This is a genomic window from Runella sp. R5_40 (genome assembly GCF_057652295.1).
Map to the genome: position 1 here is coordinate 210,283 of NZ_JBYFCH010000003.1, position 12,651 is coordinate 222,933.

Here is a 12,651-nt window from a genome sequence, read left to right on the forward strand (position 1 = left end):
AAGGTACTCTTTATCCCAAGAATATTAAAAAAAGCATTTGAAGAATACAGCATCATTATGCACTTTTGTAAAAAGCCCTACTGATAAACAACGTTTCAATGGTATTCTTTTCCAACTATTATTGGTATATTCCAAATGAAAAACATTTTATCAAGGCATCCGATTCGGTTAGTGTGGCTTTTAATATGTTTGTGGGTAAGTCATAACGGCTTTTCTCAGCGAACTATTGCCAATCAAATCAACCAAATAAAAGGGAAAGTAACGCCTAAGCGATACCGCCCTTTTTCAACACCCTTCTCTTCGGCCAGGATTGCGGCCGATACCGCATTTGTCGAAGGCGCAACAGTTCATCGGTTTTTGATGAATCAGCCAGAAGTAGGACAATTACAGCTGGACAACAGCAACTTTATCGAAATTTCATTGCCAGTTTCGGCTACCAAAAACATTGAATTAGAACTGGTTCCTTACACTATTTTTGGTAAGAATTTCAAGGTTTTAAATGCCAAAAACGAAGTAGTTGAGCCGCAAAATTTGGGTAAGTTTTACCAAGGAATTGTCAAAGGTGACAACCAATCTACTGCTTCAGTTAGTATCATTGATGGAAAAATCAGCGGGATAATTTCCCAAAAAGAAGGCAATTTTAATCTAGGCTTGGAGGGCGACTCGGGGAACTATATCCTGTTTAACGAGCAAGATTTAAAACAAAAATCGAACTTTACCTGTGCCGCCGATGAAATGCCTGTGCGGGTAATGGGCCAAAACTTGGTGAAGGAAACGCCCGCCACAAGTAGCCTCGCGAGCAACGTTGCGTGTGGGTCGGTCGAAATTTATTTGGAAGCGGATTCGGCCTTGTTTGGTCAGCAAGGGAGTTCAATCGCCAATACGGTCAATTACATCAATTCGGTTTTTAGTAAAGTGGCGACTTTGTACAGCAACGAAGGGCTGTCGGTTGTTATTTCCGAAATAAAAGTGTGGAATACCACCGACCCTTACGTGGGTTATACGAGTACGGGTAATGTGTTGAGTGCATTCCGTAGTACGATTGGTACATCGTTTAATGGCCGTTTGGCACATTTTTTAAGCGGACGAAGCCTGGGAGGTGGGGTTGCTTATATAGATGTGCTATGTGCCAAATCGTACGGACATGGGGTGAGTGCAAACTTGAGCACATACAACCCTAATTTGCCTACTTATTCGTGGAATGTGGAAGTGATAACGCACGAGTTGGGCCATAATTTTGGCTCTCCCCACACCCAAAGCTGCTCGTGGCCAGGCGGCGCGCTCGACAACTGTTATGCCACCGAAGAAGGCTGTCCTCCTGGCCCTGCACCGACAAATGGTGGTACCATTATGAGTTATTGCCACTTGACATCAACGGGGATTAATTTTGCCAACGGTTTTGGAATGTATCCTGGCAATTTGATTCGGAGTCGAGCGCAGGATTGTTTGGGAAGTGCCGTTGCGCCGTCTAATCTTGCTGTTCTTGAGGTGTATAATACCCAAGTGTTGGTTTCATGGACGCACACGGCAGGGCTTTATACTGTCGAATACCGACAAGTAGGGGCGGGGTCGTGGATTTTAGCGGGTACGTCGGGAAACAAAAATCGGACAATTTCGTCTTTAACTCCTAATACGGCTTACGAATGGCGCGTCAATGCCAATTGCTCCGATTTTGTTACGGGGACTTTTACCACCAACAATACACCTTCGCCAGGTACCTACTGCATTCCTACGCACACCAGTGGATGCACGTATGGTATTTTAATAACAAGTGTACTGCTGGGAGGAACCACCCTTAGCAGTAATTCAGACTGTGCTTCGGGCGGGTATAGTTTTATCACTTCTCCTGTTAAAAGCTTGACATTAGGGCAGTCAAATAGTTTTACGGTGTCATTGGAAGGATATTATAACCCTGCTCAAATTGCCATTTGGGTCGATTTGAATAAAGATGCTCAGTTTCAGGCAAACGAAAGGCTTTTTACCACAACTTCTGCCAGAACACAGGCAATCACAGGAACCATTACTGTGCCAGCAGGAAGCAGTATTGGCCAAACCCGAATGAGAATTATTGTCAATTTTAGTAGCACCCCCACCAACCCATGTGGTACTTATACGTATGGTGAAACCGAAGACTATTACGTCAACCTTGTTTGTCCAGCACCTACCGCTTATACGGTGACAGGTGGAGGTAGTTTTTGTAGTGGAGGAGCGGGGGTGGCTGTGGGGTTAAGTGGCTCACAGACTGGCGTATCGTATCAATTAAAACGTGACAATACCGACGTAGGAACAGCCATGACGGGGACTGGCAATGCGTTGGCCTTTGGAAATCAAACTGTTGCGGGTTCATACACTGTGTGGGCGACCCCGTCGGGTTGTACAGCGACAGCCATGACGGGTTCCGTCTCGGTAAGTGTCATGGCTAATCAGACTTTGGCAGCGGGAGTAACGGTAAATGCTACAAGCTGCGGCGGTGCCAATGGTAGCATACCTTTTACGACCACAAACGTATCGAATGGAAGTTATCAATTGAGTTACACGGGAGCAGGCAGTCCCAAAACTGTGACAGTAAGTAACAATGCGTTTTCTTTAACGGGTTTATCCGTAGGGACGTATAGTAATTTTTCGATGACGGTGAATGGCTGTACCGCGAGTGATGCGACGACCAAAACGGTGAGTAATCCACCAAGTCCAGTATTGACTTCAGGGGCAATAACCAACGCCACCGTCTGTGGAGCTTCCGACGGGAGCATTGCTTTTTCAACGTCTTTTGTAACAAGTGGTACGTATCAGTTGAGTTACACGGGAGCGGGAAGTCCCAAAACCGTGACAGTGAGCAATAACGCGTTTGTGTTGGCGGGTTTGTCGGTGGGAACGTACAGTAATTTTTCGATTACGGCCAACAACTGTACGGGTACTGATGCGACGTCCAAAACGGTCGCTTATTCAATAGTGCCGACTTTAGCAGCGGGAGTAACGGTAAACGCTACAAGCTGCGGAGGAACCAATGGTAGCATACCTTTTACGACCACGAACGTATCGAATGGAAATTATCAATTGAGTTACACGGGAGCAGGCAGTCCCAAAACCGTGACAGTAAGTAACAATGCGTTTTCTTTAACGGGTTTGTCTGTAGGGACGTATAGTAATTTTTCGATGACGGTGAATGGCTGTACCGCGAGCGATGCGACGACCAAAACGGTGAGTAACCCACCAAGTCCAGTATTGACTTCGGGGGCAATAACCAACGCCACCGTCTGTGGAGCTTCCGACGGGAGTATTGCTTTTTCAACTTCTTTTGTACCAAGCGGTACGTATCAATTGAGTTACACGGGAGCGGGAAGTTCCAAGACCGTGACAGTGAGCAATAACGCGTTTGTATTGGCGGGTTTGTCGGCGGGAACTTATAGTAATTTTTCGATTACGGCCAATAACTGTACGGGTACTGATGCGACGTCCAAAACGGTCGCTTATTCAATAGTGCCGACCTTGGCAGCGGGAGTAACGGTAAACGCTACAAGCTGCGGCGGTGCCAATGGTAGCATACCTTTTACGACCACGAACGTATCCAATGGAAGTTATCAATTGAGTTACACGGGAGCAGGCAGTCCCAAAACTGTGACAGTAAGTAACAATGCGTTTTCTTTAACGGGTTTATCCGTAGGGACTTATAGTAATTTTTCGATGACGGTGAATGGCTGTACCGCGAGCGATGCGACGACCAAAACGGTGAGTAACCCACCAAGTCCAGTATTGACTTCGGGGGCAATAACCAACGCCACCGTCTGTGGAGCTTCCGACGGGAGTATTGCTTTTTCAACTTCTTTTGTACCAAGCGGTACGTATCAGTTGAGTTACACGGGAGCGGGAAGTCCCAAGACCGTGACAGTGAGCAATAACGCGTTTGTATTGGCGGGTTTGTCGGTGGGAACGTACAGTAATTTTTCGATTACGGCCAACAACTGTACGGGTACTGATGCGACGTCCAAAACGGTCGCTCATTCATTAATGCCGACCTTAGCGGCAGGAACGGTAACTCCGTCGGCTACTTGTGGCGGTATAGATGGCGCGATTGCCTTTACGACAACCAATATTCCAAGCGGAAATTACCAGCTTTCTTACACAGGTACTGGCAGTCCCAAAACAGTAGCTATTGCCAACAATTTGTTTACCCTAGCCAATATACCAGCAGGAGTGTATAGCAATTTTACTATTGTCGTGAATGGTTGCACGGCACTTGACCCAACCTCAAAAACGGTTAATACTCCTACGTCGATTGGGCTGTTGGCAAGTACAGTAACCAATCCTACGACCTGCGGAGGAGCCAACGGTAGCGTTGCGTTTACCACTACGAATATCCCCAGCGGGAATTACCAACTATCGTTTGTCGGTACAGGAAGTCCCAAAACCGTGTCGATTGTCAACAATGCTTTTACGTTAGCCAACCTCTCCGCAGGAACGTACAAAAACTTTTCTATTTCGTACAACTCCTGTGTTGCACTTGACACAACAACCCAAAAACTGGTCGAGCCAACACCTCCCAATGCAGGTAGCATTTCGGGAGCATTAGCTCTTTGTGTAGGTGTTCCTAATACGCTGACTACGAACGGCGTAGCGGGTGGAACGTGGAGCAGCGCAACGCCTTCGGTCGCGGCCATTCATCCGACTTCGGGGGTTATAACGGGGGGCAGTGCAGGAAGCAGCTTGGTTACTTATACCGTAACTGCCAACGGATGCTCGGCCAGCACTACCGCCACCGTGACGGTCAACGTTGCGAGTGCTGGAGGTAATTTGGCAGGAAGTGGGGCGGTTTGTACGGGTACCAACAGCTCGGTATTGACGTTGTCGGGCTACACGGGGGCATTGCAAAAGTGGCAATGGGCACTCACGCCTGATTTTAGTTCGGCTACCGATGTTTTCATTGCCGCCACCAGCGTGACCACACAGAACCTGACGCAAACGATGTACTATCGTGTTATTATCAAAAACGGGGTTTGTGATGCAGTTAGTTCGTCCACTGCCACCATCACCGTCAATCCACTTCCAACGGTCGGTTTTAGCGGCACAGCATCTATCTTCGTGGGCAATACTACCACAGTGTTCCCCGCAACGGGCGGGACTTGGATAAGCAATAGTTCAGTCAAAGCCAGTGTTACAAACGCAGGATTAGTGACGGGTTTGGAAGCAGGAACGGCCACATTTACCTTTACGGATACGACAACAGGCTGTAAAAATACTACCTCAACTTTGGTCGTGACCAATAATAGTAATTCTCCTTGTAACCAGACGATTACGTTGACAAGTCCAACCGATGACATTGCGACGGGTAGTGTGCTGAAACAATCCAATAACAGCATTAGGGCGGCCAATCGAGTGACAGGTACAACGACGGCGGTGACGTACCAGTCAGGTTCTTCGGTAACGCTCCAGCCAGGTTTTCAGGCCGAAGCAGGAACGGTGTTTAAAGCGCAAATAGGTGGGTGTAATTAAACACCCCCATTTTTGATTGCCCTAAACTTTGGCGAACTTTGCGTTGGGTAAACATCCAATGCCTTTAATTACTATGTCTGTTTTTGACTATAAAGCTGAGTTAGCCAAAATCCCCGCCGAACCTGGGGTGTACCGTTATTTTAGTGAAGAGGGGGAAATTATTTATGTCGGCAAAGCCAAAAGTCTTAAAAATCGGGTCAGTAGTTATTTTGTCAAAAACCACGCCGACCGAAAGACGCGTCGTTTGGTAAGTCAGATTCGTCGGATTGAATTTACCATTGTGCATACTGAATTTGATGCGCTGTTGCTTGAAAACCAGCTTATTAAACGGTATCAGCCTCGTTTCAATATCCTCCTGCGCGACGACAAAACGTATCCGTTTATCAAGATTTTCAATGAACCCTTTCCACGTGTAGAATCCACCCGCCGCGTTGATAAAAAAACGGGAACTTACTTTGGCCCTTTTGCCAATCCACGGGCCATGTATAATCTGTTGGATATGTTTCGAGAATTGTATTCGTTGCGTACTTGCAACCTCAACTTGTCGCCCGAACATATAAAGGCGGATAAGTACAAAGTGTGCATGGAATACCACCTCAAACGCTGCAAAGGGCCGTGCGTGGGCTTGCAGCCGTTGGAAGAGTATGAGCAGGAAGTGGCGCAAATTCAGCAGATTCTCAAAGGGCAAATGAGTATTCCGCAGCAGTATTTTAAGCAAAATATGGTGCAAGCGGCCGAAAAATTGGAGTTTGAGAAAGCGCACGACTGGAAGATAAAATTGGAATTACTCCAAAATTTTCAAACAAAATCGACGGTTGTCAATCCTAAAATTGGCAATGTCGATGTCATTGTGATTGCTTCCGACGAAGAGGCGGCTTATGTCAATTACCTCAAAATTGTGAATGGCTACATCATGGCAGCTCAGACGTTGGAGGTAAAGAAAAAACTGGAGGAAACCGACGAGGAAATTTTGGCCTTGGTACTCTTCGAAATGCGCACGACTTACGAAAGTGAGGCCAAAGAAATTATCACGAACATCGAGATTACCACCGATTTTAAAGCCGAAATCACCATTCCCAAAATTGGAGATAAGCGCAGTTTGCTGGAAATGGCGTTGAAAAACGTGCATTATTTCCGCAAAGAAAAAGCCGAACGCCAACTCATTGAGGCAAGTGCTACTACCAACCGCCGCGACCGCGTACTGATTAAACTCAAAGCCGACCTCCAGCTCAAAACATTGCCGCGCCACATTGAGTGCTTCGATAACTCCAACATTCAGGGGACAAACCCTGTTTCTGCCATGGTGTGTTTTAAAGAAGGACGGGCTTCTAAAAAAGATTATCGACATTTTTCGATTAAAACGGTGGTGGGCCCCAACGATTTTGCCAGTATGTATGAGGTCGTGACCCGCCGTTACACGCGTCTGTTGGAAGAAAATGCACCTTTGCCCGATTTGATTGTAATCGACGGTGGAAAAGGACAATTGAGCGCCGCTTGCGATGCTTTAAAAGCGGTCGGATTGTACGGAAAAGTCCCGATTGTAGGCATTGCCAAACGGTTGGAAGAAATCTATTTTCCCGAAGATACGCTACCGTTGTACATCGACAAAAAATCGGAATCACTGCGCCTGATTCAGCAGATTCGCGACGAAGCGCACCGCTTTGCTATCACCTATCACCGCGATAAACGTAGCCGAAATGCCATTGTGAGTGAACTTGAAAATGTGGACGGTATTGGTAAGAAAACAGCCGCTAATTTGCTCAAAGAGTTTAAAAGTGTGAAAGCCATACGTGAAGCAGATGCGGAGAAAATTGCAGCATTTGTTGGTAAAGACAAAGCCCAAAAAATCAAAGAGTATTTTGCCCAACAACAAGGAGAGTAATCCAACCGTTTTTATTTTTATAACAGCCAAATCTATGCGAATAATAGTTTCCCTCTTTTTTGTTTTAATCAACCTGACGGCTTTGGCCTCAGGCATCAAAGGGACGGTAAAAACCACCAAAGGTGAGCCCTTGCCCTACGCTACCATTGCCATCAAAGGAACCAGCACAGGCACCATCGCCAACGCCGAAGGGCGCTATGAGTTGTCGCTTGCGCCTGGCAAATACGAAGTGGTGTTTCAATATTTGGGTTTCAAAGCGCTGACCAAATCCATCGAAGTCACCAATGAGACCATCACGCTCAACATCGCTTTGGAAGAACAAGCCCTTACCATCAATGAAGTAAGAATTGGTTCCAAAAGTGAAGACCCCGCCTACACCATTATGCGTCGTGCCATTGCCAAAGCGCGTTTTCATGCGTTACAGGTGCAATCTTACAATGCGCGGGCGTATATCAAATCGTCGGGTTTAATAAAAAATATACCCTTTTATGCCGTGGGCTCGCTCAAAAAAGAAGGCATTGAAGAGGGGCGCCCGATTGTGAACGAAAGTGTGAGTGAAATTCGATTTAAACAGCCCAATACTTACAACCAACGCGTCATTTCGACCCGCAATACCCTCAACCAAGACGCCATAAGTCCCAATGCGTTTATTATGGCGAGTTTTTATAACGCTACGGTGGGAAATGCCGTTTCGCCCTTGTCGCCCAAGGCGCTAACTTATTACAAATTTGAGTACCAAGGCTCTTTTCGAGAGGGTGATTTGGAGGTAAATAAAATTAAAGTGATTCCGAAATCGTACGGAGAAGGAGTATTTAGAGGACAAATTTACATCATCGAAAACACCTGGGCCATTCACAGCCTTGACCTTGAAACAACGGCCGAAGGGCTTGATTTTCAGATGAAACAAGTCTATAATCCGTTGCAGGGTGTATGGTTGCCTACCACCAGCCGAATCCGTTTTGCGGGGTCGTTGTTAGGGTTTACGGGTGAGTTTAATCACGCAATTTCGCTGACTTACAACGACTTAAAAGTTAACCCTGCTTTTGTGGAAAATGTGGTGGTGTTGGACGAAAAAATCGAAAAGCCATCGAGTGATATTTCTAAAAAAGACCTTCGTACCAAAAAACTGAATGAATTGGCCGCGCAGCAAAAAGAGGTGTCGGGCAAGCAACTCAGAAAAATGCTAAAAGAGTACGAAAAACAAGACCGCAACGAGCGCAAAGCCCAAAAGGAAGATGTGAATGTGGTTCGTAGCGACTCTATTGTCATTGATTCCATGGCTAACAAACGTAATGATGCTTTTTGGAACGAAATTCGCACCATTCCGCTCACCGAACTCGAAACCAAAAGCTACCATCATTCGGATAGTGTACGGGTAGTAAAAGTGGCCAAAATAAAGGCTGATAGTACCAAGGCAAAGAAGGATTCAACCAATTTCGATTTGATGGCATTGTTATCGGGGCGCACCTTTAAGTTGTCGAAACAATGGCGATTGGAATACGAAGGGCCGCTGCGAGCGCAGAATTTTACCTACAATACCGTAGAGGGATATGTATTAGAAAGTAGCTTGAATTTTATTCGACGCTTCAAGCAAGCAAACACCTTTTACATCAAACCATTGGGGCGTTATGCCATTGGTCGGAGGGAGTTGTTGGGGACGCTAAGCACGGGTTGGCAGGGGCGCCGTCGCGGCATTTCATTGACGGGCGGGCGGTACGTGGCGCAGTTTAATCCAGCAAATCCTATTTCTCCTTCCATCAATACCTCTGCGACGTTGTTGTTTGAAAACAATTACATGAAAATATACGAAAAGGAATTTGGTCGATTGGCATTTAATTATGCGCGCTTGGCCGATGTGTTGAGTGTTTCGGGAGGGATTGAATTTGGACGTCGTTATGCCTTAGAGAACCTAGAAAACCAGCGCCCGTGGATTCGTTGGAATCAATACGCTTTTACGCCCAATGCGCCTTACAACCGCGAACATAGCCATCGACTCAACGCCCTCGAAGCCGATTCTTACTACACCTTTGCACCGCACAATGCCCTCACCCTCGATGTGGCCCTGACGTGGAAGCCTGGCCAAAAATACCGCCTGTACAACGGCCGAAAACGCTACCTCGAAAACAACAATCCGTCGCTGACGTTGCGGTACGCTAAAGGAATCCCGACGATTGGAAACAGTGCCGTTGACTATGATCGGGTGGAGTTTGATATTCGTCAAGACCTAGAAACGGGTATCAAAAGTGAGCTGCATTATGCCGTATCGGCGGGGGCGTTTCTTAATCGTCGGTCGGTGTATCTGATGGATTATAAGCATTTTATGGGAAATCGCACGTTCATTTTGTACGGCGATAGCTATACTCGATTTCGGTCGTTGCCTTTCTATGAATATAGCACGTCGGAACGCTATTTGGAAGCACACGTTACCAACGTTTACCGTCGTTTTTTGCTTACTCGCTTACCTTTTGTGCGCTTGGCTGGCCTAAAAGAGAACTTGATGGTACATTATTTACTAACTCCGATGGCCAAGCATTACACCGAAGTGGGTTATGCGTTGGATGGCCTTATTCCAAGGTTTCCGTTTTTTAGGGTAGAAGCGATTGCAGTCTTCAATAATTTCAAGTACGACCACACGGCATTTCGGGTGGGGACAACGTTTAAGTTTGGTAATTAAAACCCACCTTCCCGAAAGTTTAGACCTTCCCGAAAGTTTAAAACTTTCGGGAAGGTGGGGGAAGTTAAAACGCGCTGCGTATAGACGCCATGACTTTGGCCGTAGCACCCGCATTTTTCTGTACATAATCGTAGCAACTATCCGCCTTTTGCTGGCGGATTTCGAGGTTTTGATATACTTCAGTAAAAGCCGTCGTAAATTCTTGGGTAGTGGCAATCGTGGTAGCACCACCCAACTGCAACAAGTCCAGCGCTTCTTGGAATTTCTGATAATAGGGCTGCCCAAAGAAAATCGGCATTCCATACACCGCAGGTTCCATCGTATTGTGCAATCCATCCTTAAATGCCCCGCCGACGTAAGCAAAATCGGCATACCGAAATAGCGAAGCCAACATACCAATCGTATCTAGGAAAAGAATGTCGAGGGGAGAATGCAGAATGTCGAGTGGAGTTCCATCAACTCCAAACCGTAAACTGTAAACCGTAAACCGTTCACAGGGTTTCTTGAGTGCTTTTTGCCATTGTTGGATTTGTTCAGTATTGATTTCGTGAGGGGCAATGACGACCTTGAGCGGAGCTTCCCATTGGTTCAAAAAGGGAATCAGTACCTCCATGTCGTCGGGCCACGCCGAGCCAATGACCAAAAGCGGGTCTGTGCCTTTAAATGCTTCAATAGCAGGATAACTTTTGGCTTGTTTGGCAATTTGAACGACGCGGTCGAGGCGGGTATCACCTGCAACGGTCGCGGACGCATAGCCTACGGAATTGAGTAAGTGTTTGGATGCCTCGTTTTGTACCAAAATCTCGTTGAAACAGAACAACATTCGTCGGTAAAAGCCTCCGTAGGGTTTGAAAAACAGTTGGTTGGGGCGGAAAATTGCGGAAAATAGAAAAGTTGGAATTTGCCTTTTTTTGAGTTCGTGGAGGTAGTTGTACCAAAATTCGTATTTGATAAACAACGCCACGTCGGGTTGGACGCTATCCAAAAAACGCTTGACGTTTCGGGGGGTATCGACGGGTAAGTAACAAACTTCATCGACTTGGTCGTAGTCTTTGCGGATTTCGTAGCCCGACGGCGAGAAAAAACTCAGCACAATACGCGCATGAGGGTATTCGGTACGAATGGCTTCAATGACAGGCCGCCCTTGTTCAAACTCTCCCAGCGACGCCGCATGAACCCAGAAAACTTTAGATTCCCGCACGGGCGTCATATCTCGGAATGGCAAATCCTTCTTTGCCCTTTGCCCTTTGCCCTTTGCCTCTTGCCCTTTGCCCTTCGCCCCTTGCCCTTCGCCCCTTGCCCCTTGCCCTTTGCCCTTCGCCCTCTGCCCCTCCACCCATTTGCGCGTTTTGGGATGGAAAAGTGCGACGATGTTGGCCAGAAAGACCAAAAGATGTAAGCCAAGGGTATAGAAAAATGCGAACAATTTTTGAATAAGTTACGTTAGACCAGTAAAAGTATTCAATCAACCTCTTACGTGTCAAATTAAATGAACTGGAATCGACTCACTGACGTCGCTCAATTAGAAGAAATCAAGGAAGAATCCCACCAACATCCTGTTTTACTTTTTAAACACAGTACCCGTTGTTCAATTAGTGCCACTACACTACGTCGGTTGGAAAGAGATTGGAACGAACAAGAAGTCGGCAATCTCAAGCCATATTACCTCGATTTGATAGCGTACCGACCCATTTCCAATAAAATTGCCGAAGAATTTGACGTATGGCATGAGTCACCCCAAGCCATACTGATTCGCAACGGAGAAAGTGTTTTCGACGCCTCGCACTACGATGTGACCTTCGACGCAATCAAAGAACAAGTGGCCTCATAGTTTGCTAAAAACAATACACAGGTGCTTGTGAAGGAGCACCGTCGGATGGGTATTGAGCTGGTGTTGTTCGCGCAAAACTTCCTTTTCTCGGTCATTGTGCGCGTGTTTTGCCATCTTCTTAAAAGTCAGAAAAGAACGTAAGTAGAGGTACGCCCCAAAAAACACAAACCAAACCAAAGAGCTTACACTCAGTTGGTTGGCATAAACAGCTCGGTACCGCAATCCTGCCAAACTCGCCATCGTTCGCAGGCGCTGAACGTTGCAGAGATACACCCGACCGTTGTAGAGGTGCTGGTCGTCGTAACCTATCACCTCTGCTTCGTTCGATAAAAACATGTCGCTCCGTTCGGCTTCTACCCACACATTGGCCATTCGGCCGCTCATGCTGCTGTTGTTGGGTTTGGTGATAATCAGTAAGCCGTTCGGTTTGAGGATTCTAGCCAGTTCTTTTAGGAGCGAGGTCTGGTCAGGAATATGCTCAATCGTTTCCATCAAAAGCACATAGTCGGCGGAGTTTGACGCAATAGGCAAAGGCTTAGTCAAATCAATGGGAGAACAAGTCAACGCATCGCTTCGGAGGATGTCGGGGTGCATGTCAAAGGCACGAACGGTAGCCCCTGCTTTGTGCCAAAGATTAGCCACGTAGCCCGATCCCGCTGAGACGTCAATCACGGTTTTTTGCCGAACGTCATTTTGGGCAAGGTATTGGTGGATAAACGTCAGTGCATTGCCTTTGGAATGCGGAACCAGCTTGATTTGTTCTTTTAAAGTTGACAT

At 46.7% G+C, this 12,651-nt stretch carries 6 protein-coding genes; 4 read left to right on the forward strand and 2 right to left on the reverse strand.

What is annotated here, in order from left to right; genetic code table 11:
• Positions 1 to 135 precede the first annotated feature (135 nt).
• From AC23N5_RS08080 to AC23N5_RS08090, 3 genes are all read left to right on the forward strand, one after another.
• Positions 136 to 5,487, forward strand: coding sequence for a GEVED domain-containing protein (locus AC23N5_RS08080; RefSeq protein ID WP_487755154.1), 5,352 nt, complete (start codon positions 136 to 138; stop codon positions 5,485 to 5,487).
• Between the two features lie 73 nt (positions 5,488 to 5,560).
• The gene (gene uvrC, locus AC23N5_RS08085; protein WP_183973221.1) at positions 5,561 to 7,369 is read left to right on the forward strand and encodes an excinuclease ABC subunit UvrC; all 1,809 of its coding nucleotides are present in this window, start codon (positions 5,561 to 5,563) and stop codon (positions 7,367 to 7,369) included.
• Positions 7,370 to 7,403: 34 nt separating this feature from the next.
• Positions 7,404 to 10,043: a DUF5686 and carboxypeptidase regulatory-like domain-containing protein gene (locus AC23N5_RS08090; RefSeq protein ID WP_487755155.1), complete on the forward strand. Its 2,640-nt coding sequence runs from the start codon at positions 7,404 to 7,406 to the stop codon at positions 10,041 to 10,043.
• Positions 10,044 to 10,107: 64 nt separating this feature from the next.
• Here AC23N5_RS08090 and AC23N5_RS08095 read toward each other — a convergent pair whose 3' ends face one another.
• Complete coding sequence (locus AC23N5_RS08095; protein ID WP_487755156.1) at positions 10,108 to 11,469, reverse strand: 3-deoxy-D-manno-octulosonic acid transferase; 1,362 nt, start codon at positions 11,467 to 11,469, stop codon at positions 10,108 to 10,110.
• A 63-nt stretch (positions 11,470 to 11,532) separates the two neighbouring features.
• Between AC23N5_RS08095 and ytxJ the strand changes: the two genes are divergently transcribed.
• Positions 11,533 to 11,874, forward strand: a complete 342-nt coding sequence (gene ytxJ, locus AC23N5_RS08100; protein WP_122931923.1) for a bacillithiol system redox-active protein YtxJ — start codon at positions 11,533 to 11,535, stop codon at positions 11,872 to 11,874.
• Here the strand turns inward: ytxJ and AC23N5_RS08105 are convergent.
• Positions 11,869 to 12,651, reverse strand: coding sequence for a class I SAM-dependent methyltransferase (locus AC23N5_RS08105; RefSeq protein ID WP_487755157.1), 783 nt, complete (start codon positions 12,649 to 12,651; stop codon positions 11,869 to 11,871). The genes ytxJ and AC23N5_RS08105 overlap by 6 nt on opposite strands.

Bases quoted from the DNA above. Each gene is read 5' to 3' on its own strand.
- AC23N5_RS08080 (WP_487755154.1), top strand. From the start codon at position 136: ATGAAAAACATTTTATCAAGGCATCCGATTCGGTTAGTGTGGCTTTTA.
- uvrC (WP_183973221.1), top strand. From the start codon at position 5,561: ATGTCTGTTTTTGACTATAAAGCTGAGTTAGCCAAAATCCCCGCCGAA.
- AC23N5_RS08090 (WP_487755155.1), top strand. From the start codon at position 7,404: ATGCGAATAATAGTTTCCCTCTTTTTTGTTTTAATCAACCTGACGGCT.
- ytxJ (WP_122931923.1), top strand. From the start codon at position 11,533: ATGAACTGGAATCGACTCACTGACGTCGCTCAATTAGAAGAAATCAAG.
- AC23N5_RS08105 (WP_487755157.1), bottom strand. From the start codon at position 12,651: ATGTCAACTTTAAAAGAACAAATCAAGCTGGTTCCGCATTCCAAAGGC.